The organism is Microvirga sp. jy35, assembly GCF_056148915.1.
The window spans coordinates 263866-283455 of sequence record NZ_JBWBEW010000001.1; the positions used below are offsets into that span (position 1 = coordinate 263866).

Below are 19590 nucleotides of genomic sequence, written 5' to 3' on the forward strand. Positions count from 1 at the left end.
TGCGCCCGGGGCATGGCTACCTTAACAATAAGGCGGCTTTCGCGGCTGGCGTTTTCTAATAATGTAGAATCTCTCTAAGATGCGACAGGTGTCCAGCAAAGGAGTTTTTGATGCGTTCCTTCGTTCTATCCGCCGCCCTCGTCTTCGTAGGCCTCGGTCAGGCCCAGGCCCAGGATGTCGCCGCCGGCGAGAAGGTGTTCGCACAATGCCGTGCCTGCCACCAAGTCGGTGAGAATGCCAAGAACGCCGTAGGCCCGGTGCTGAATGGGCTCTTCGGTCGCCCCGCCGGGACGGTGGAAGGCTACAGCTATTCCCCGGCCAACAAGAATTCGGGCATCACCTGGGACGAAGCGGTCTTCAAGGAGTACATCCAGAATCCCCGCGCCAAGATCCCCGGCACCAAGATGGTCTATGCCGGCCTCAAGGACGAGCAGCGCATCAACGACCTCACGGCTTATCTGAAGCAGTTCAACGCTCAGGGCCAGAAGGCCACCCAATGAATCCTACGCCGTCCACCGCCCGCCCGCAGAAACCACGGGTGGGCCTTTTCGTCACCTGCCTTGTCGACCTGATGCGCCCCTCCGTGGGCTTCGCGGCAGTCAAGCTCCTGGAGGATGCCGGCTGCGCGGTGGACGCTCCTGTCCAGACCTGCTGTGGCCAGCCCGCCTACAATTCGGGCGACCGGGGCACCACCCGCGATCTGGCGATGCGGATGATCGAGGCATTCCAGGGCTACGACTACGTGGTTGTTCCCTCCGGCTCCTGCGCCGGCATGATCAAGGCGCATTACCCGGAACTCTTCGAGGAGGATCCGAACTGGCGCGCCAAGGCCGATGCCCTGGCGGCGAAGACCTACGAACTGACGAGCTTCCTGGTCGATGTGCTCGGCGTCACGTCGGTTGACGTCTCGTTCGATGGAGCCGTGACCTACCACGATTCCTGCTCGGGCCTCCGGGAACTCAAGGTGAAGACCCAGCCGCGCAAGCTGCTGGCGAGCGTTCAGGGCCTCACCCTCGTGGAGATGAAGGACAGCGACGTCTGCTGCGGCTTCGGTGGCACCTTCGCGGTCAAGTACAGCGACATCTCCGGCGCCATCGTCGATGCCAAGGCCAAGAACATCGAGGAAGCTCACGCCCCTACCGTGCTCGCGGGCGATCTCGGCTGCCTCATGAACATGGCCGGCAAGCTCAGCCGTGACGGAAAGCCGATTCAAGTGCGTCATGTTGCCGAGGTTTTGGCCGGGATGACCGACGAGCCGCCGATCGGTGCTGCAAAAGCCGCGGCAATCAAGTAGAAGCTATTCATGAGCGTTCATTCCACCTCCCCTCAGTTCAAGCAGAATGCCGCGCGGGCGCTGAACGACGATCAGCTGCAGAAGGCGCTCGGCAACGTGAAGCAGGGCTTCATCGACAAACGTCAGATGGCCGCCGACAAGCTGCCGGAATTCGAGGCGCTGCGGGACTCGGCGCGCGACATCAAGAACCACACCCTGGAGCATCTCGACCTCTACCTCGAAGCCTACGAGGAGAAGGTGAAGGCGTCCGGCGGGAACGTGCATTTCGCCCGCGACGCGCAGGAAGCCCGCGACATCATCCTCGGCATCTGCCGGGATACGGGCGCGAAGACGGTGACGAAGGGCAAGTCCATGATCTCCGAGGAGATCGGGATCAACCATCATCTCGAAGCGAACGGCATCACGCCCGTCGAGACCGATCTCGGCGAATACATCATCCAGCTGCGCAACGAGCTGCCGAGCCACATCATCGCGCCCGCCGTCCACCTCAACGCAAGCCAGGTGGAAGAGGATTTCCGGCGCGTTCATACGCATCTCGATGCCAAACGCGATCTCTCCGAGCCCGTGCAGTTGCTGACTGAGGCCCGCGCCGTGCTGCGCGAGCGGTTCCTCGCAGCCGATGTGGGCATCACCGGCGCCAACTTCCTGGTGGCCGAAACCGGCACCTCGATCATCGTCACCAACGAGGGCAACGGCGATCTCACCCAGATCCTGCCGAAGACCCACATCGTGCTCGCCTCCATCGAGAAGCTCGTGCCGACCCTGGAGGATGTGAGTCAGCTGCTGCGGGTGCTCGCCCGATCGGCCACCGGCCAGGAGCTGTCGGTCTACACCACCTTCTCCACCGGTCCCCGCCGCGGCACGGATGCGGACGGGCCGGAGAATTACCACGTGGTCATCCTCGACAACGGGCGCTCCTCCATGCTCGGCACTGCCTTCGAGGAGATGCTGCGCTGCATCCGCTGCGGCGCGTGCATGAACCATTGCCCGGTCTATCACGCGGTCGGTGGACACGCTTATGGCTGGGTCTATCCCGGCCCCATGGGCGCGGTGCTCACGCCCTCCCTGATCGGCGTCGACAAGGCAGGCCACCTGCCCAACGCCTCCACCTTCTGCGGCCGCTGCGAGAGTGTGTGCCCGGTGCGCATTCCCTTGCCAAAGCTCATGCGCCATTGGCGCGAGCGGGAGTTCGAGCGGCACCTGACGCCAGCGACTGTCCGCTCCGGCCTTCAGCTCTGGGGCTTCTTCGCCAAGCGCCCCGCCCTCTACCGGTTCGCCACCCGCGCCGCGATGGGGGCTCTCGCCCTCGCCGGTCGTCAGCGCGGACGCTTCGCCTGGCTGCCCATGGCGAAGGGTTGGACCAAGTACCGCGACTTCCCGGCTCCGCAGGGCGAGACGTTCCAGCAGCGCTGGAAGCGCGAGCGCAAGGGAGCCTCCGCATGAGCGCCCGCGACGACATCTTCGGCAATATCCGCCGCTCGCTTGGCGTGAAGGGCAGCGAGACCATCCGGCAGCAGATTGTGACCGACCGGCTGGAGCGCTCACCCAAGGGTGTAATCCCCAAGCGCGGGCAGGTCTCAGGCGAGGAGCGGATCGCCCTGTTCAAGACCATGGTCGAGACCTCTCTCGCGACGGTAACGGAAGTCGCCTCCACGGCGGACGTGCCGCAATCCATTGCGCTGTTCCTGCGCAACCATAACCTGCCCGCGACCCTGCGCATGGGCGACGATCCCCGCCTCAAGGCTATGCCCTGGTCCGACACGACTCTCGAAATCGCCCATGGCCCCAGCCAGGGCAGCGACCTCAACGCGGTGAGCCATGCCTTCGGAGGCATCGCCGAATCCGGCACGCTGGCTATGGTCTCCAGCGCGGACAATCCCTCCACGCTCAACTTCCTGCCCGACAACCACATCATCGTGGTCTCGGCCAAGGACATCGCCAGCGACTACGAATCCGTCTGGAATCGGGTGCGCTTCGCCTATGGCAAGGGCTCGATGCCGCGCACGGTGAACTGGATCACCGGCCCGTCCCGCTCCGGCGATATCGAGCAGACGCTTCTGCTCGGCGCCCACGGCCCACGGCGGCTGCATCTGGTGGTGGTGCGGGAGTAACGTCAAAACTCAAACGGCACTGCTGCATACCGCACGACGGCACCATGACAACCCTCCCTCGTCATCACCGGCCTTGTGCCGGTGATCCCGGTCTGTGAGGCGCAGTGCTCTTCAAAGCGGGATGGCCGGCACAAGGCCGGCCATGACGTGGTGGGGTGTCATCCCCGGCGCACGAAGTGCGGGAAGGGGATCCACTCTCACGTGTTACGCTATGGATTCCCTTCCCCTTCGCTACGCTCCGGACGGGAATGACACTAGCTCTTCTCCATGGGAGAGGCAGCCGCGCAGACCGTTCTTGGCCCAGCCACTGAGAAGCGCCGCAGTCGACAAGTCTCCCGCCTGAGCCATAATCCCTTGGCAAGACAGCTGCAAAGCTTGGAGCCGCGCATGCCCATCCCGACCCTGATCTTCCGCACCATCCGCTGGTCGGCCTGGGACGGCTGCGAGGCAGGGCTGGAGCATGTGGACATTCGGCCCGCCGATGGCGGGCTCGACATTTCCGGCGTGGTGATCGCCCAGGAGGATGAGACCCAGTTCAGCCTTTTCTACCGTCTCAAACTGGATGCCCTGTGGCACACGAAGGAGGTCCAGTTAAGAACCACCTCAGGCCATGTGCTGCATCTTGAAAGCGACGGCCGGGGACATTGGCGGGAGAACGGCAAGGATCAGCCGGCGCTCCAGGGCTGCATCGATATCGATATTCAGGCGACCCCAATCACGAACACCCTCCCCATCCGGCGCCTTGATCTCGACACCGGCGAGAGCACGGAGATCCGCCTGTGCTACATCACCGTGCCGGATCTGACAGTCTTTGCCTCGAACCAGCGCTATACCGCGATTGAGGCAGGCTCGCTCTATCGCTTCGAGAGCCTGGAGGACGGCTTTACTGCGGATCTGCCCGTGGACGACGACGGCTTCGTGCTCGACTATCCCGGACTGTTCAAGCGGCTGCGGTGAGCATCACGGTTCCACCGTGACATCTGGGCACAGGCGATTGTGCTGGCGCTCTGCCTCATTCTCATCTAAGTATTTGAATTCCCACGTAGTTTTTAGTAATTCTAAACTAGAACAACACATGATCGTCTGCTCCTGCAACATCCTCTCTGATGGCGACGTCAAAGCCTGCCTCAAGCCGGGCCCGGACTGTCCCCGCACCCCGGCGCAGGTCTATCGCTGTCTCGGCTGCAGCCCCAATTGCGGACGCTGCGCCCGGACGATCCGTGCCATCATGGACCAAGCCTTGACCGCGGCGGGCGTGGAGCGCATTGCCGCCTGCAACCGCGGCTGCTGCCCGACGACACTGGAAAAAGCCGCCGCCGAACCCACCCTTTGAACAAAAGGGGCTTTCACCCTAGTTGATAAATCCTCTAAGGAATGGTCCGGCGCATCGGCGCCGTTTGTATGAGAGGGTTAGGATGAAGGGTGATCCCAAGGTAATCGAGTATCTCAATCGCGGCCTGCGCAGCGAGCTGACGGCGGTCAACCAGTACTGGCTGCACTACCGGCTCCTGGACGACTGGGGCTACAAGGAACTTGCGAAAACCTGGCGCAAGGAATCCATCGAGGAGATGCACCACGCGGATCGCTTCATCGAACGCATCATCTTCCTTGAGGGTTTCGCCAACCTGCAGGTGCTCGACCCCCTGCGCATCGGCCAGAACATCCAGGAAATCCTCGAATCCGACCTCGCGGCGGAATACGAGGCCCGCAACCTTTACGGCGAGGCCGCCGCCTATTGCGACAGCATCGGCGACCGGGTCTCAAAGAACATGTTCGAGGAGCTGATGAAGGACGAGGAAGGCCACATCGATTTCCTCGAAACCCAGCTCAACCTCATCGAGCAGATCGGCGTCGAACTCTACGCCCAGAAGCATATCGGCGGGCTCGACGACGATCACTGATGACTTCGTATCATTCCGATGCAGGATGAGGCCCGCCCCTGGCGGGCCTTTTGCTTGTCAGGTGGATTTCGCGAGCTTTCCTGGCTCCTCGATCGCAGCGATCGGAAGCGTCACGAGGCGCAGTTCCGGATCATCCGGGTCTATGCGGATCGAGAAGCCGAGGCTGCGGCACATGTCGAGCATGGTGGAGTTCTCGCGTAGCACCTGGCCCTCGACCTCGCGCAGCCCTTCCGCCTTTGCCCACTCGATCATCAGCCGCATCAGCTCCCATCCGAGGCCGAGGCCCTTCAGGTCCGAGCGGAGCAGGATGCCGTATTCCCCGGTTTCATGGTTCGCATCCGCATGGAGGCGGACGGCTCCCATCATCTCGCCCGTCTCACCATCGAAGGCGACAAAGGCGATGGCGCGGGCGTAATCGAGCTGCGTCAGGCGCGCCAGGAAGGTGTGGCTGAAATCGCGAACGGGCGCGAAGAAGCGCAGGCGCAGGTCCTCCGGGGTGATCTTCTCGAAAAAGCGCCGGAACTCATCCTCGTCCTCCGGCCGCACGGGCCGCACGAAGGTATTTTTGCCATTGCGCAACCCGATGGTGCGTTCCCATTCCTTCGGATACGGCCGAACGGCAAAGCGCGGATGCCCGCTGCCCTTGCGGGTCTCGGGCGCAACCGCCACACGGGCGTCGACGGCGATTACGCCGGTCTCGTCGGCGAGGAGCGGGTTGATGTCGAGCTCCCGGATTTCCGGCAGGTCGGCGGCCATCTGGGCAAGCTTCACGAGGGTCAGGGCGATCGCTCCCTCATCGGCCGCCGGAACATCGCGGTAAGCCTTGAGACGGCGCGACACGCGGGTGCGTGCAATGAGATCGTGGGCGAGCTTCAGGTCGAGGGGCGGCAGAGCCAGCGCCTTGTCGTTGATCACCTCCACGGCCGTGCCACCGCGCCCGAACAGCACGACCGGGCCGAAGGACGGATCGTCGGCAATGCCCATGATCAGCTCGCGGGCCTTGGTTCTGCGCACCATCGGCTGCACGGTGACGCCGGTGACATGCGCCTCCGGCTTCAAGCGAGCCGCGCGCTCGAAGATGTCTGTGGCCGCTCTTCGCACCGCCTCCTCAGTGGTGAGATCGAGCTTCACCCCACCGATGTCTGATTTATGCACGATGTCCGGCGAGAGAATTTTGACCGCAACCGTTCCCTCCTCGGCGATGATCGGGCGTGCCGCTTCCGCCGCCTCTTCCGGCGTCGTCGCGAGCACGACCGGCGCGGTGGGAATGTCGTAGGCCTTGAGTAGCGCATTCACCTCGAGCGGATCGAGCCATCGGCGGTTCTGAGCCACCACATGATCCACGATGGCGCGGGCAGCTTCCGTATCCGGCTTGAAATCGTGCGGAAGGTCGTCGGGCGTTTCCATCAGCTGGTTCTGCGCGTCGCGGTAGCGCACGAGCTGCATGAAACCGCGCACCGCATCGGCCTCCGTGGCGAAATGCGGAATGCGGGCCTCCTCGAATATGCGGGCAGAGTCCGGATCCTCGCCGATCCAGGCGGCGAAGACAGGCTTCTGGCGATAGCCCTTCGCCCGGTCCTTCCTTACGACATTCACGACGGAAGATGCCACCTCCGAGGCTCCGGCCACGGCTGTCGGCACGTTGAGGATGAGAATGGCATCGTTTTCCGGGTCAGTTAGCAGCGCCTCCAGTGCTCCTGCATAACGCTCCGGCTTCGCGTCGCCGATGATGTCGATCGGGTTTGCCTTCGACCAAGTCGGGGGCAGGATGGCATCGAGCGCATTGCGGGTTGTCTCCGAGATGGCGGCCAGCGTTCCGCCGAGATCGATAAGACGGTCCACCGCCAGCACGCCAACCCCGCCGCCATTGGTAAGAAGGGCGAGGCGATTGCCCGGGAAAGGCTTCTGGCGTCCCAGTGTCTCCGCCGCCGCAAAGAGCTGGTCGAGGTCGAGCACGCGCAACAGGCCGGCCCGGCGGAAGGCCGCGTCGTAGACCGCATCGGAGCCTGCCAGCGCACCCGTATGCGTTGCGGCTGCCTTCGCTCCCTGCGCATGCCGTCCGGCCTTGATCACCACCACCGGCTTCACGCGCGCCGCGGCGCGGGCCGCGGACATGAACTTCTTCGCGTTGTCGATGGACTCGATGTAGAGAAGGATCGCACGCGTGCCGCTGTCGGCGGAAAAGAAATCGAGGCAGTCGCTGAAGTCGACGTCGACCTTGTCGCCAAGCGATACGATGGCCGAGAAGCCCACATTCCTCTGCGCGGCCCATTCGACGAGGCCCGCCGCGATGGCGCCCGATTGGGAGACAAGCGCCAGATCGCCCGGCTTGGCGCTGTGGGCCGCAAAGCTCGCATTCATCTTGGCCCGGGGGGCGAGCACGCCGATGCAGTTGGGTCCGACGACGCGCAGCCCGTGGGCGCGCGCCGCGAGCCGAACCTGCTCGCTCAGGGAGCCATTGCCATAGCCCAGCCCGGCCGTCGCTATGATGGCGACGCTGACGCCGACCCGCCCGGCCTCCTCGATCACCCCGAGCACCCTCTCCGGGGGCACAGCGACGACGATGAGATCGGGCACCTCCGGTAGCTCGGCCAGGGACGGGAAGCACGGCCTTCCCTCGATCTCTACATGGTGGGGATTGACGGACACGATGTCTCCCTCGAACCCACCGGCGATGAGGTTGCGCAGGAATGTCAGCCCGAGTGAGCCGGGACGCGGGCTTGCGCCGACGACCGCGATGGACCGGGGGGCGAGCATCTTGTCGAGGCGATAGGTGGACATCGGGATCCTTCGTCTCGTGGACATTCCGGGCGGAGCAGCCCACCAGAACCTATTGCGGCCGGCTGTAAGCGCAAGTCACTCGGGCGGCTTTGATCTATCGCACAGGATCACGAGCGAGTGTCAGCCTCGTGAACGGGACGGCCATTGCCCTCCCCGGGGTGGGTACGCGTCCACCGATAATGCGCATCCGGGGTGCGCTCCTCGTTGCCGGAGCCGTCGGTCAGCTCGACCAGCCTGAAGCCGTGGCGCTCATAGAAACGGCGCGCCTGCACGTTCGCCTGGAAGGTCCAAAGGTTCAGCTCCTCCGCATCCTCCCGGACAGCCGTCAGAAGGCCCTGCCCCACCCCGTGACGATGCCAGGCCGGGTCCACATAGAGATGATCGAGCCAATCCTTGGTCGAGGCTGCAAATCCGATCAACCGGCCCTCATGCTCCGCGAGCCGGATCGAAGAGGCTGGAAAGACCTGCTCCTCGAAGAACGCCAGATCCTCCTGCGGCGTGTGAAGCTCGGGCAGGTAAGGGAGGCATGTTTTGCGCACGTGGCGGTGCAGCCGTGCGACTGCCTTCATGTCTTCACGGGCGGCGCGCCGAAGAACGATGCTGCGCACTATTCCGCCCAAACCCGCGTCGGCGGAAAGATCACCTCCACGAGGGTTCCCTCGCTCGGCTGGCTTGAGATCTGCAGTGCTCCCCGGTTTGCCTCGACCAGAGCCTTGGTGAGGGGCAGGCCGAGACCCGTGCCGCCGCGCTTGCGCGAGGTGGCGAGCTGACGGAAGGGCTCGAGGGCGGCCTCGACCTCTTCCGGTGTCATGCCGATCCCCGTATCGCGCACCCGGAAGGCTACTTCGCCCCGGTCCGTCATGGCCGTGGAGACGATCACCTGTCCGCCCGCATCGGTGAACTTGATGGCATTGGACACGAGGTTGAGCACGATCTGGCGCACCGAACGCTCGTCAGCCACCACCGGCGGCAGCTTGGGTGCGAAACTCATGCGCATGACGATGCGTTCGCGGGCAGCCTGCGGCTGAAGCAGGGACACACAGGTGGACACGAGGTCGTTCAGGCTCACGCCGGTGAAGGAGAGCTCCAGGCGGCCCGCTTCGATCTTGGCGAGATCCAGAAGATCGTTCACGAGGCTGATGACATGGGAGCCGGAGGCGTGGACGTCCTTGAGGTATTCCTTGTAGCGGTCGTTGCCGATCGGCCCGAAGCGCTCCTCGAGCATGACTTCGGCGAACCCCAGGATGGCATTCAAAGGCGTGCGGATCTCATGACTGATCCTGGCCAGAAGATCGGATTTCTGGGCGCTTGCTTCCTCGGCGGCGTGCTTGGCGCCGATCAGCTCGCCTTCGGCCTTCTTGAAGGTGGTGATGTCGCGCAGCACCGCGCAGAACCGGCGCTCCGGACCGTCGCCGAGGCGGCCCATGGTCATGAAGAGCGGGATGGACCCGCCCTGGCGCTCCCGGCCGAGCACCTCTCGTCCGTCGTTGAGCAGACTGCCGACGCCAGGCAAGCGCAGGCGTTCGAGATAATCGAGGGCAACCATGTGGCTCTCGGGCGCGAGCAGCACCGTGATGGCATCGCCTGCCACCGCCCGCTCGTCATAGCCGAACAGCGCCTCCGCCGAGCGGTTGAGGGAGAGAATGCGCCCCGTCTCGTTGAGCACGATCACGCCGTCGGTCGCCGTATCGAGGATTGCCTCCAACTCATGGACCCGGCGGTCCTGCGGCGGATTCGGCGGTGCATCGACCTTGGAGGCCCTGCGGATCACCAGAAGGTCCGCCTCCTCCCCGTCCCACTCGGCCGACGAGGCGCGTACCGTGACGGCGATGTTCTCGCTGCCGCGCGTCGTCAAAGCGAGGGCTGAATCCTCACTTGCACCTGTCAGGGCAGGAGAGCCGCGGAACAGGTGCACGAGGCCGCCATCGGCCCGGATCTGCTCCACAGTCTCATAACTGGTGAGATCGAGCAGGAAGCGATTGGCGAAGAGAACGCGCTCCCCACGATGGATCAGGATGCCGATCGGCAGCCGGTCGAGGATACGGTCGCCGCTGGCCGGAGGAGCGGCTGTCTTGGAGGGAGCAGCGTTCTTCTCGACCTCCGGTGAGGTCTCTTCAGAACCCTCCGGCTGATCCGGGGCCTTTTCCTGAGAGGGTACATCCTCCAAGCGGGCTCCCAGCGCCCGCGCAATTTCCCGAAAGGCGTTTCGCTCGGCGTGGGAAAGAGTCGATCCCGGGGGCTGCCTGTCCACGGGCTTGCGCTGCGGAGCTGGCTCCGGCGGAGCTGTGCTGGAGAGAGCCTCCGCGACCTGCTCCCGCAGATTGGTGAACCAGCTTTCCTCGTCTGGCGCTTCGGCTTCCGGCTCCTGCGAAGGCTTCTCCTCCGGTGGGCGGAACGGGAAGGTGTCGTCAGGGACGAGGCTCTGGGCGATCAGATCGTCCCGGCTGCCCTCCGCATGGGCTGGAAGCTGGTCGACGTCGTTCCGCTCGCGCGCCGCATCCATGCGCAGAAGGCCGAAGCCCCGGAAGCCGGTCAGCTGCCGGTCGGCGCTGAAGACAGGCATGCCGGCCCAATCGACGGGCACCTTCAAAGGAGTGTTGTCGATCTTCCAGAAGACGGTTCGCCCGCTCCAGGTATCCAGGCGTGCAAACAGGGCCGCGACGGCGCCATCCGGATCTTCCACGACCGAACGGGACACCTCCTGCCAAGTCTGGCCGACGATACTGGCCGCGACGGGCCCGACAGCCTGGGCCAGCTCCCCTGAGACCTCCGTGAAACGGGTCTGCGCATCCGCCTGCCAGACAAACCGGATCGTGCCGCGGGGCTGGCGTGGTTGAGGATCGGGATCGTCTGAGGCCTCAGGCGACTGCGCTTGAGCCGTCGAATTGACGCTGGCGGTGTGAAAAGCGCGTGGACGCTCGGTTCTGCGTGCCGATCGGGTGAACGCGGTCACCAGCACGGCTTCGCCATTCTCCAGGGCAGCCATGCGGCAGGCACAGGGGACGGGTAGCCAGGGGCGAGTTGGATCCAGCCTCAGACGCTCCACCCGGGCGCCCTCGTGGGGCGCAAGGCCGCTGGCGAGCGCCTTGATGCGCTCGCGGGTCCGGAACTCGCGAGCCACCCGCCCTGAGGCTTCGGCTGGGGCACTCCCCGAAATTTCAGCCTCCGGTGATGTCCAGAGCAGCCGCTCCCCGGTCCGGTCCCAGATGAACACCACCGTCCCCGGCTCGGCGAGCAGGCCAAGGCCAGGCTCGGCGGCGAGCCGCTCGATCAAGTGTTCGAAGGGATTGGGGCCACCCGTCATCAACGGTCCTTGCCACTGATATCGCAGAAACTCTTCTGGCTGAGCTTCTAGACTAATATCTGCGGTCAAGCATGCAAGGCGGAACACTTGATTCCGTTTACTTTCAGGTAACCTTAATAAGGCGAGGCACAAAGCAGTTGATTTTGCAACGCACAATGTGATATTGCACTGCACAAATGCCTTCAACAAGGAGCATGTTATGGCGACGAACCAGCCCCAAGGTTATGAGATTCCCCCGGAGATGCGCGACTTCGCTGAGAAGAGCGTCGAGCAGGCCCGCAAGGCGATCGATGGCTTCATGACCGCCGCTCAGAAGACTGCCGACACCTTCGAAGGCTCGGCCACCACGGTCCAGGCCAGCGCCCGCGATGCAGCCCGCAAGACCTTCACTTACACCGAGCAGAACCTGAACGCGGCCTTCGACCTCGCTCAGAGGATGGTTCGCGCCAAGGACATGCAGGAAGCGATGCAGATCCAGGCCGAGTTCGTGCGCAGCCAGTTCGAGGCGATGCAGTCCCAGATGAAGGAATTCGGCTCCATGGCGCAGTCGGCCATGAAGCAGCCGGGCTCCAAGAAGTAAAACACTCTCCAACAGCCCGCGAGGACCTCACGATGGCGGTAGCGAAGAAGCCAAGAGCCAAGAGAGCACCGAAGGCCACCAGTCCTGAGCCGAGAGTCGATCTCATCGAGTTGGCGGCTTCTCCGGCGGCTGCGGCCCTGGAAGAGGTCACGGCCGCCAAGACTGCGACGCAGCCCAAGGCCGCCGAGCCGAAGCCCGTCGCAGCCGAGGCTCTCCTCTCCTCGGCGAAGAAGCAGAGCGATGCCTTCCGCCAAGCCGTCGGCGAGGCTGTGACGGCATCGGCAAGAGGTGCTCTCGAGGTCAACGGCAAGATCATCGATGCCCTGAACGTTCAGAGCAGCGCGGCTCTCGACCTCTGGCGCTCGGCAATCAGCCCCGCTCCCCTCCCCGAGGCTCTCAAGGCGCAAAGCCAAGCGACGCGCCTGGCCTACGAGGCGGCTTCCGCCCAGTGGAAGGACATCGCGGATTCCACGGCGCTCTGGCTCACCAAGAGCCTGGAGCCCCTGCACTCGGCATTTCACCGGCCGGGGCGCTAATCGCGCTACCCGACCGTTTGATCATGCGCTAAGGCTCGGCCTCATCGGCCGAGCCTTTTTCATGTCTTCATCACCCATTCCAGCCGTCATCGCCGTCGTCATCCATGAAGACCGGACCTTGCTGGTTCGCCGGGCCAATCCGCCCGACGCGGGCCTGTGGGGCTTTCCCGGCGGGAAGATAGAGTTCGGCGAGACGGTCAAGGCGGCGGCCACCCGGGAACTCCTGGAAGAGACAGGAATCCATGCGGAAGCCCAGGACGTCATCACCACGCTCGACATCCTAGTGCCGAATCCTTCCGGCGCGGTTCACCAGCATTACGTATTGATCGCCGTCCGGTGCCGGTGGATCTCCGGAGAGCCTGCCGCGGCCGACGATGCGCTCGAGGCCGACTGGTTTCCAGTTGCCGACCTTCACCCCGACAGGATCGCCATGAGCGCCGATGTGGACGTGATCGCCCGGCGTGCGCAGGCTCTCGCGTCGAATCCAACCTGACCGTTTTCCGACCCTCGAACCAACGCCGTCCCGCCTTAAGAAAAAGGCCTCATCCCTGTGCGGATGAGGCCAAAGTTGTTGTCTCTTAACTTGAGGCTGGAAGGCCTGACGTCACGTTCCGATTTGCACATAATCGACAGCCGATCTCAACCCGCACCTCCGCATCATGGTTGATGAACAGTAAATCTTCATAAAGCGTCAATCATGTTTAGAGCGGTTACATCCAATCATATTGCAACATTCTCTCACATCCCTTTATGAACTCAGCGACAGGCAATTCATGCCTAGCGATACCTAGCTCACACGTACGGAATACAATCATGCGTAAATCCGCTCTTGGACTGCTCGCTGCCACATCGGCTCTCGGCCTTGCGGTTTCGAACGCCCATGCGGCCGATCTTCCGTCCCGCTATTCCCCTGCCCCCGCCTACAATGCGCTCCCTGTCTTCACATGGACGGGCTTCTATGCGGGCTTGAACGCGGGCTATGGCTGGAACATGGGTGACAGCCGCTTCTACGATCCGGCCTTCGGCAGCGTTCCCGGCCGGCGGCACGGCGGTTTCGTGGGCGGCGCCCAAGCCGGCTATAATTATCAGTTCGGCATGTTCGTGGCGGGCGCAGAAACGGATCTCCAATATGCCGCCGTCGGCAACAAGGGAGCCTCCTACGGGACGACCTACTATCCGGGCGATTCGGATGGCTTCTTCGGCACCATCCGGGCCCGCGCCGGCGTGGCCTTCGACCGCGCTCTGGTCTACGGCACAGGCGGCTTTGCCTATGGCGATATCGGCGGGAACAACAGCCGCGATCCGCTCCTCGGCCATCACTCCGGCGATGAAGTCAACTGGGGCTGGACCATCGGTGGTGGCGTCGAATACGCGATCACCAACAGCTTCACCGCCAAGGTCGAAGGTCTCTATGTGGATATCGACACCAAAGACAATTTCGACCGCGGCGGTCGCGTCAATATCAACCGCGATGCGGAGTTCGGCGTGCTGCGTGCGGGCGTGAACTACAAGTTCAACTAACCGCCAGAGAATCGTCGAAACACGAAAGGCCCGGTGGCAGCACCGGGCCTTTCGTGTTCTCCTTTGGCGGCAGCTGCATCAGGGATCGTTGACGGCCTTGGGCGCCTGGAGGCTCTCTGTCTCACTCCGCTTGAGGGCCAGCAACCGCTTGGCGGCGACTCCGCCCGGATCGGACGAATAGAGCCTGTCGTTGAGCACTTCGATCTGCCAGCGCTGCAACTCGAGCAAGGCCCTCAAAGCCCTCACCCGGCTCTGGAGATCGAGAGCATCCTTCAAGGGATCTGGGTTGCTGCCTGTCATGGAACCATGACTGCCAATGTCGCGATGAATCATGTCTGAACGCGCAATAGGATGAACATCAATCGGATAGGCCAACCGCGAACCGTCCTGGCAGGCGGCGGCATACGCAAACAATCCTTGTCACAGCCCCGGAATGAAGCCCGTGCATCAGCCATCATGAGATCCCTGCTGTGATGGATGCAGGTGTCTTACAATCCCTGAAGGCTGGCAAGCATCGTCCCGTGCATTTCACCGGGCCTAAGGGTCAAGGTAGGCCCTTTTGAGGCCAGGGTATTCGACTTGGGCTAGGTATTCGACCTGGAGAAGCGTCATTTGGAATGGACCTGGAACCTGAGAGGAAGTTCGGCAGTTCCACCGGCAGAGCTTGTAAAGAGAATGCCCCATGCCAGACACTCGCCACGAAACAGAAGCGGACAAGATTCTCTCTGCCTTGAGCCTGAGCATGCCTGACGAGCAGGCCCTTGTGCAGGGTCGGCGTCTCCTCGCCGAGGCCCTAGAGCAGGCGGAGCGGCGCGGACGCCAAATCCTTGGAAATCAGAAGGAATCGAGCGGCTGAAGCATTGCCGACGAGGAAGCGGCTCAGCTTTCCAGGACCGGGATTCAAACTCTGCTAACCGCGGCATTATAGGATTCGCAGCAACTGGCGGACACGCCCTGCGACATTGACAGCGAGGAACGGCCCATGCCGCGGCACGTTCCCTCCCTGTGCGATAGAGCACAGCGGGCAAACCTCGGATGTGATGATCTTCCGAGTGTTGGAGAATAGGTTGATGCGCTCCCTTTTGACGGCAATCCTGGTTGGCACTTTCTGCTCGGCAGTTCTCGGCGCCGCTCAAGCTCAGTCCTCCGACACCCGGATTGCGTCGATGCCGTTCGGAGAATGCCTGTCCATCATCGGCGAGGCCGCACAGGAGATGGACGAGGAGCCTGTCAAGCTCGTCAACACCAGCGATGTCGTGACAGCTCGCATCCACGCCTCGGACGGTTTCGTGACCGTTACGTGCGATCGGAGCGCCAACAAGATCACCCTCACCAAGAGCCCTGTTCCGGAAGCCGCCGGAATGACGGCTGCGCGCTGAGTACGGCCGCTATCATCGTTGATCGCGAGACGAAGAGAACGAGGCTCGCCGTTCTGCTGAGACGTCCTGTTCTGCCTGTCGTCGGAGACAGGTGAAGAGGCCGAGTGCAACCTCATTTTGGATGATGAGGTTGCATTCGGCCTTTATCGATTCCTTGAGTCCACCCATATGCGGTGCACACGACCGCCGTTTCTCGGCGGACTCACCGGCTTTCTGCACCGAATGCGTTTTATCAGCCGCAGTTCTGCAGGAGTTGCAGTATTATCATGGGTCCTGTCGTATTCAGGTCATGGTTTGCTGATGAGGTCTCTGCGCACAGAGCCGATTGATGGAAGGCTGCGTCCGCAGCCCCAAAAAATGAACGTGACGCTGGATGATTCCGGCTGTGACGCATGAGCCGAGCGCGTTTGAGTTTATCCATTCATACAACAATGAGGAAAGACAATGCCTGCAAAACATTTCAGCCAGACACCGCCCGATAAGGCCAACGACCTTTTTGACAAGATCCTTGCGACCTCCGATAGCGCGACCAAAACACGTGAACGCCTCTTCGCAGACCTGAAGGACGAATTGGAGCTTCTCGCCAGTCTGCAGGAGCAGCATCTCTTCCCTATCCTGCAAAGGCATGGAAAGCAGGAACTGCTCACCGCCTCCATCAGCGACAATGAAGAGACGGCCTCATTGCTGGGAGAACTTGAACGCATGCAAAAGAGCAGCGGCGAGTTTCTCGGCAAGGTCGCCGAGCTCAGGAAGGCCTTCCAGCGGCATATCCGGGATGACCGGAAGCAGCTTCTCCCGGCCGTTCTCGAGGTGCTCAGCGATGAGGAGGCTCAAGCGGTCGCAAGCCAGGTCGAAGATGAGTTAGCGAACATCAATGACATGAAGCAAGCCGAGACCCGCGTACCCGCTGACATGAGCACCGCGGTCCGGAGCAGCTTGGAGGGCGTCGACGATGTGGTTCGCATGAGCACAGACAGCGCGCAGACCGTAGCGTCTGGTGTTCAGGATCTCTCGCAAGAATACCTGCGCATGAGCCAGAAGCGACTTCAGACGAACTTGGATGGATGGACCAAGCTCGCCCAATGCCGGTCGCTTCAGGATCTCACCAAGACCCAGGTTTCGCTCATGCAGGACAATCTTGAAATGACGCTGCAGAACAGCTTCCGCCTGGCTGACCTGGCCGTAAAGCTCGCCGAGAAAGCGACGCGGCAAGGCGCTGTCAGGCGATAACCTCCCATGTCTTCCTGCCACGGGCAGGGATGAGAACATCCCTGCCCGACCTAGGATGACGATCGAGCATGGAATGGCACCGGGACGACAGGTCTTGGGGCCATTCCTGCCCGCTTCCCAGGATGGCCTCGAGCCTTCCCTCGCAACATCACGTCCTGCCATCATTGGACAGGCAGCCTGCACGGCCTATATGTGGAGCATTCCTGACGAGGCGCATCCATGCCCGAGACCGACCAGCAGCACGACGAAGAATTGGACGAGCTTGACACCTCAAGCCGCATCAACTTTCGGGATTACCCGAGTTCTGGTCTGGTCGTGATTGCCGCCATCAGCTCCGGTCTGGGTTGGATGATGTACAAATGGCTTGGCCGGAAGCGCAAGGCGCGCAGCAATGCGGCGGCTTCGCCGGCCCAGGCGGACGCCAGCTCACACCCAACGGACCAGTCCCTCGACGGAAGCCCCTGAACGCGTCCACAGCGCGGTTCCTGAACGTGTTGCAGCGCACTGCCGCCTGAAGGGTCTTAGCTTACCTTGTCAGCAATCGGCAGGAGGCTTTCATGGCTCATGGTGCTGTTTCATTCGTCCTTGGCATCATCGCTCCCCTGGCTCTGGTGAGTTGGCTGCTTGTGCTGCATTAGCGCATCTCGCGGAAAAGCGGATCCGGTTTTCCGATCCTGACGATGCGCAAGTTATGGATTGAGCGTCGGACGGATCCCGAAGTGCAGGTCCACTTTTGGGTCCGATGCTCTGGGGCGGTCCCATGACGTCCCCTCGCGACGCCAGAGTCAGCTCAATCGGCTGCTGCAAATCGAGCAGCCCTGTTACCCAGACCTGCTCGGAGTTGAGCGCTATGGCAACATCGGCGCGAGCGGCGCTGACCGGCTGTTCCATTGTCTGCCGGAGGCACTGAACGCCAAAGGGCGGGCAGGCTTCGATCGAGGGTGCGAATCCACGTGAGATGCCGTCACAGCAGACAATTCGGGAAACTTGGCGAATAACCTTCCCTATCGTAACCAACGATTTACTTTTCAGGCGCAGCCTTCATGGGTGCCTGACTGGCACGGTCCTCCCTCTCGGTCGCGAAAGCGGCCCTCCTAGAGCGCCACCCGAGAAGGCGCTCTTTCTTTGGATAGCCTTGGGCAAAGGGGGTTGGGCCGGTCGCGGAAGGCAGCAGAGGAAGAGGATCATTGCCCTGCCTGTGGCCTCTCACACGATCCACATTGCAGCACCAGACAGGATTCCTAACACACTGCAAGTTTTCGCTTGCTATAAAAATAATATCCTCGCCACGATGTTGCCTTATTCAGTATTCAGAACGGTCTCAGTGGAAAGCAAGGCATAAATTCTGCAATCCGCAATATTATGAGCGCCACAAGAAGTGCTCACCTGTATCTGTATCACTCCTGCGTTTTCTTCCAGCTTAATCGCAGCAGATTCTTCATAGAACTGCGCAATCATTATTCAGAAGCCTCGAAAAAGAGGCTCGCTCAATTTTGGGGCAGACAACATGGCTTTGAATTCTTCTGTCGCACCTGGCGGCAACTTTGACTTGTCCAATTGGAAGATCACCCTTCCTGTCGATGCCAATGGCGGCTTTAGCGGCAACGCCATGGAAGTGAAAAACCTCTCTACCTACCAGAGCTCCAAGTACTTCTACACCGCTGCCGACGGGGCCATGACCTTCGTGGCTCCAGTCGAGGGCGCTACCACCAGCGGCTCCTCCTATTCTCGTTCCGAGCTGCGCGAGATGAACGGCACGGCCAACGCCGCATGGGACCTGAAGACCGGCGGCTTCATGAGCGCCACTCTGGAAGTCGATGCCGCTCCCAATCGCGACGGCATGGGCGGCCGCATCATCGTCGGTCAGATCCATGGCCAGGATGACGAGCTGGTGCGCCTCTACTGGGAGAACGGCAAGCTCTACTTCGCCAACGATCAGGCCGGCTCCAACAACAGCGAGACGAAGTTCTACTTCGTGAATGCATCCGGCCAGCAGCCGAGCGTATCGCTGGACGAGCGCTTCTCCTACACGATCAATGCCAAGGGCGACACGCTCGAGGTGACGGTCTTCGCGGACGGGCAGGTCTACAAGTCGGTCAGCGCGATCAACAGCGTGTGGCAGTCGGATACGTTCTACTTCAAGGCCGGCGCATATCTCGGCGCGAACGAGACCAATGGCACTGGCTACGGTCAGACCTCCTTCTACGCCCTGAGCGTCAACCACAACGGCACGGTGACGACGCCGACGCAGCCGAGCGAGCCCACAAAGCCTACGGAGCCCGTGAAGCCGTCGGAGCCGGCGCCCACACCGACGCAGCCTGCCGAGCCCGCGAAGCCGACCGAGCCGGCTCCTACCCCGACGGTCCCGACTGCTCCGACAGTCACCAAGACCCTGTCGGGCACAAGCGGTGCCGACCGCCTGACGGGCACGTCTGGCAATGACCAGATCAATGGCAAGAGCGGCGACGACATGATCTGGGCCAAGAACGGCTCGGACGTGCTGAGCGGCGGTGCAGGCAAGGATTCCTTCACCTTCGACACCAAGCCAGGCAGCCAGAACGTGGATGTGATCCTCGACTTCAACGTGGCCGACGACACGATCCGCCTCAACGACAGCGCGTTCACCAAGCTCAAGTACGGCAAGCTGTCAGCCAGCAGCTTCGTGGTTGGCACGAAGGCGCAGGATTCCAACGACCGCATCATCTACGACAGCAAGACAGGCGACCTGTCCTACGACGCGGATGGATCCGGCTCGATGGCAGCCATCAAGTTCGCTGAGGTCGAGAACCGCGCCAAGCTCACGGCGGCCGATTTCCTCGTCATCTGACGACAGCCCGCTCAAATCAAACGTGAAGCGGCTCCGGGCAACCGGGGCCGCTTTTCTCTGCGTGCCGTGCACATCCTGCCTCGCGTGGATCTGACGCCTCAGGATCAGGGGAGCGGCATGCGCTCC

At 62.4% G+C, this 19590-nt stretch carries 20 protein-coding genes; 16 read left to right on the top strand and 4 right to left on the bottom strand.

Annotation, left to right across the window (positions count from 1 at the left end):
- Positions 1 to 110: 110 nt before the first annotated feature.
- The 7 genes from AC0QTX_RS01220 to bfr all read left to right on the top strand — a co-directional run bounded on the left by AC0QTX_RS01220 (position 111) and on the right by bfr (position 5306).
- On the top strand, positions 111 to 500 hold the full coding sequence (locus AC0QTX_RS01220; RefSeq protein WP_474601986.1) for a c-type cytochrome: 390 nt from the start codon (positions 111 to 113) through the stop codon (positions 498 to 500).
- Complete coding sequence (locus AC0QTX_RS01225) at positions 497 to 1294, top strand: (Fe-S)-binding protein (RefSeq protein ID WP_474601987.1); 798 nt, start codon at positions 497 to 499, stop codon at positions 1292 to 1294. The genes AC0QTX_RS01220 and AC0QTX_RS01225 overlap by 4 nt, the downstream gene beginning before the upstream one ends.
- Positions 1295 to 1303: 9 nt before the next feature.
- Complete coding sequence (locus tag AC0QTX_RS01230; RefSeq protein WP_474601988.1) at positions 1304 to 2737, top strand: LutB/LldF family L-lactate oxidation iron-sulfur protein; 1434 nt, start codon at positions 1304 to 1306, stop codon at positions 2735 to 2737.
- Positions 2734 to 3405: a LutC/YkgG family protein gene (locus AC0QTX_RS01235; RefSeq protein WP_474601989.1), complete on the top strand. Its 672-nt coding sequence runs from the start codon at positions 2734 to 2736 to the stop codon at positions 3403 to 3405. The genes AC0QTX_RS01230 and AC0QTX_RS01235 overlap by 4 nt, the downstream gene beginning before the upstream one ends.
- A gap of 387 nt (positions 3406 to 3792) precedes the next feature.
- Entirely contained in the window at positions 3793 to 4362 is a 570-nt protein-coding gene (locus AC0QTX_RS01240) for a putative glycolipid-binding domain-containing protein (RefSeq protein ID WP_474601990.1), read from the top strand.
- Between the two features lie 118 nt (positions 4363 to 4480).
- Positions 4481 to 4738: a (2Fe-2S)-binding protein gene (locus tag AC0QTX_RS01245; RefSeq protein WP_474601991.1), complete on the top strand. Its 258-nt coding sequence runs from the start codon at positions 4481 to 4483 to the stop codon at positions 4736 to 4738.
- Positions 4739 to 4820: 82 nt separating this feature from the next.
- Positions 4821 to 5306 (top strand): bacterioferritin, encoded by a 486-nt coding sequence (gene bfr / locus AC0QTX_RS01250; protein ID WP_474601992.1) that lies wholly within the window; start codon positions 4821 to 4823, stop codon positions 5304 to 5306.
- A gap of 57 nt (positions 5307 to 5363) precedes the next feature.
- Here the strand turns inward: bfr and AC0QTX_RS01255 are convergent, their stop codons facing one another.
- The 3 genes from AC0QTX_RS01255 to AC0QTX_RS01265 form a co-directional block, all read right to left on the bottom strand.
- Positions 5364 to 8087, bottom strand: a complete 2724-nt coding sequence (locus tag AC0QTX_RS01255; protein WP_474601993.1) for a bifunctional acetate--CoA ligase family protein/GNAT family N-acetyltransferase — start codon at positions 8085 to 8087, stop codon at positions 5364 to 5366.
- Between the two features lie 107 nt (positions 8088 to 8194).
- Positions 8195 to 8695 carry an N-acetyltransferase family protein gene (locus AC0QTX_RS01260; protein ID WP_474601994.1) on the bottom strand — a complete coding sequence of 167 codons (501 nt, stop codon included), beginning with the start codon at positions 8693 to 8695 and terminating at the stop codon, positions 8195 to 8197.
- A complete protein-coding gene (locus tag AC0QTX_RS01265; protein ID WP_474601995.1) occupies positions 8695 to 11391 on the bottom strand; it encodes a PAS domain-containing sensor histidine kinase in 2697 nt (898 codons plus the stop codon). Before AC0QTX_RS01265 ends, AC0QTX_RS01260 begins: the two co-directional genes overlap by 1 nt.
- A gap of 199 nt (positions 11392 to 11590) precedes the next feature.
- Here AC0QTX_RS01265 and AC0QTX_RS01270 point away from each other — a divergent pair, with 199 nt between their 5' ends.
- The 4 genes from AC0QTX_RS01270 (at position 11591) to AC0QTX_RS01285 (ending at position 14028) form a co-directional block, all read left to right on the top strand.
- A complete protein-coding gene (locus AC0QTX_RS01270) occupies positions 11591 to 11971 on the top strand; it encodes a phasin (protein ID WP_474601996.1) in 381 nt (126 codons plus the stop codon).
- Between the two features lie 32 nt (positions 11972 to 12003).
- On the top strand, positions 12004 to 12507 hold the full coding sequence (locus tag AC0QTX_RS01275) for a hypothetical protein (protein WP_474601997.1): 504 nt from the start codon (positions 12004 to 12006) through the stop codon (positions 12505 to 12507).
- Between the two features lie 61 nt (positions 12508 to 12568).
- Entirely contained in the window at positions 12569 to 13000 is a 432-nt protein-coding gene (locus tag AC0QTX_RS01280) for an NUDIX hydrolase (RefSeq protein ID WP_474601998.1), read from the top strand.
- Positions 13001 to 13320: 320 nt separating this feature from the next.
- Positions 13321 to 14028 carry an outer membrane protein gene (locus tag AC0QTX_RS01285; RefSeq protein ID WP_474601999.1) on the top strand — a complete coding sequence of 236 codons (708 nt, stop codon included), beginning with the start codon at positions 13321 to 13323 and terminating at the stop codon, positions 14026 to 14028.
- A 78-nt stretch (positions 14029 to 14106) separates the two neighbouring features.
- On the opposite strand, the gene AC0QTX_RS01290 is transcribed toward AC0QTX_RS01285, so the two are convergent.
- The gene (locus AC0QTX_RS01290; RefSeq protein ID WP_474602000.1) at positions 14107 to 14328 is read right to left on the bottom strand and encodes a hypothetical protein; all 222 of its coding nucleotides are present in this window, start codon (positions 14326 to 14328) and stop codon (positions 14107 to 14109) included.
- A 382-nt stretch (positions 14329 to 14710) separates the two neighbouring features.
- Here AC0QTX_RS01290 and AC0QTX_RS01295 point away from each other — a divergent pair, with 382 nt between their 5' ends.
- From AC0QTX_RS01295 to AC0QTX_RS01315, 5 genes are all read left to right on the top strand, one after another.
- Complete coding sequence (locus AC0QTX_RS01295) at positions 14711 to 14884, top strand: hypothetical protein (protein WP_474602001.1); 174 nt, start codon at positions 14711 to 14713, stop codon at positions 14882 to 14884.
- Positions 14885 to 15098: 214 nt separating this feature from the next.
- A complete protein-coding gene (locus AC0QTX_RS01300; RefSeq protein WP_474602002.1) occupies positions 15099 to 15407 on the top strand; it encodes a hypothetical protein in 309 nt (102 codons plus the stop codon).
- A gap of 444 nt (positions 15408 to 15851) precedes the next feature.
- On the top strand, positions 15852 to 16637 hold the full coding sequence (locus tag AC0QTX_RS01305; RefSeq protein WP_474602003.1) for a phasin family protein: 786 nt from the start codon (positions 15852 to 15854) through the stop codon (positions 16635 to 16637).
- A gap of 219 nt (positions 16638 to 16856) precedes the next feature.
- Positions 16857 to 17102, top strand: a complete 246-nt coding sequence (locus AC0QTX_RS01310; RefSeq protein ID WP_474602004.1) for a hypothetical protein — start codon at positions 16857 to 16859, stop codon at positions 17100 to 17102.
- A gap of 1042 nt (positions 17103 to 18144) precedes the next feature.
- Positions 18145 to 19464, top strand: coding sequence for a polysaccharide lyase family 7 protein (locus AC0QTX_RS01315; protein ID WP_474602005.1), 1320 nt, complete (start codon positions 18145 to 18147; stop codon positions 19462 to 19464).
- Positions 19465 to 19590: the final 126 nt, after the last annotated feature.

Bases quoted from the DNA above. Each gene is read 5' to 3' on its own strand.
- AC0QTX_RS01220 (WP_474601986.1), top strand. From the start codon at position 111: ATGCGTTCCTTCGTTCTATCCGCCGCCCTCGTCTTCGTAGGCCTCGGT.
- AC0QTX_RS01225 (WP_474601987.1), top strand. From the start codon at position 497: ATGAATCCTACGCCGTCCACCGCCCGCCCGCAGAAACCACGGGTGGGC.
- AC0QTX_RS01230 (WP_474601988.1), top strand. From the start codon at position 1,304: ATGAGCGTTCATTCCACCTCCCCTCAGTTCAAGCAGAATGCCGCGCGG.
- AC0QTX_RS01235 (WP_474601989.1), top strand. From the start codon at position 2,734: ATGAGCGCCCGCGACGACATCTTCGGCAATATCCGCCGCTCGCTTGGC.
- AC0QTX_RS01240 (WP_474601990.1), top strand. From the start codon at position 3,793: ATGCCCATCCCGACCCTGATCTTCCGCACCATCCGCTGGTCGGCCTGG.
- AC0QTX_RS01245 (WP_474601991.1), top strand. From the start codon at position 4,481: ATGATCGTCTGCTCCTGCAACATCCTCTCTGATGGCGACGTCAAAGCC.
- bfr (WP_474601992.1), top strand. From the start codon at position 4,821: ATGAAGGGTGATCCCAAGGTAATCGAGTATCTCAATCGCGGCCTGCGC.
- AC0QTX_RS01255 (WP_474601993.1), bottom strand. From the start codon at position 8,087: ATGTCCACCTATCGCCTCGACAAGATGCTCGCCCCCCGGTCCATCGCG.
- AC0QTX_RS01265 (WP_474601995.1), bottom strand. From the start codon at position 11,391: ATGACGGGTGGCCCCAATCCCTTCGAACACTTGATCGAGCGGCTCGCC.
- AC0QTX_RS01270 (WP_474601996.1), top strand. From the start codon at position 11,591: ATGGCGACGAACCAGCCCCAAGGTTATGAGATTCCCCCGGAGATGCGC.
- AC0QTX_RS01275 (WP_474601997.1), top strand. From the start codon at position 12,004: ATGGCGGTAGCGAAGAAGCCAAGAGCCAAGAGAGCACCGAAGGCCACC.
- AC0QTX_RS01280 (WP_474601998.1), top strand. From the start codon at position 12,569: ATGTCTTCATCACCCATTCCAGCCGTCATCGCCGTCGTCATCCATGAA.
- AC0QTX_RS01285 (WP_474601999.1), top strand. From the start codon at position 13,321: ATGCGTAAATCCGCTCTTGGACTGCTCGCTGCCACATCGGCTCTCGGC.
- AC0QTX_RS01290 (WP_474602000.1), bottom strand. From the start codon at position 14,328: ATGACAGGCAGCAACCCAGATCCCTTGAAGGATGCTCTCGATCTCCAG.
- AC0QTX_RS01295 (WP_474602001.1), top strand. From the start codon at position 14,711: ATGCCAGACACTCGCCACGAAACAGAAGCGGACAAGATTCTCTCTGCC.
- AC0QTX_RS01300 (WP_474602002.1), top strand. From the start codon at position 15,099: ATGCGCTCCCTTTTGACGGCAATCCTGGTTGGCACTTTCTGCTCGGCA.
- AC0QTX_RS01305 (WP_474602003.1), top strand. From the start codon at position 15,852: ATGCCTGCAAAACATTTCAGCCAGACACCGCCCGATAAGGCCAACGAC.
- AC0QTX_RS01310 (WP_474602004.1), top strand. From the start codon at position 16,857: ATGCCCGAGACCGACCAGCAGCACGACGAAGAATTGGACGAGCTTGAC.
- AC0QTX_RS01315 (WP_474602005.1), top strand. From the start codon at position 18,145: ATGGCTTTGAATTCTTCTGTCGCACCTGGCGGCAACTTTGACTTGTCC.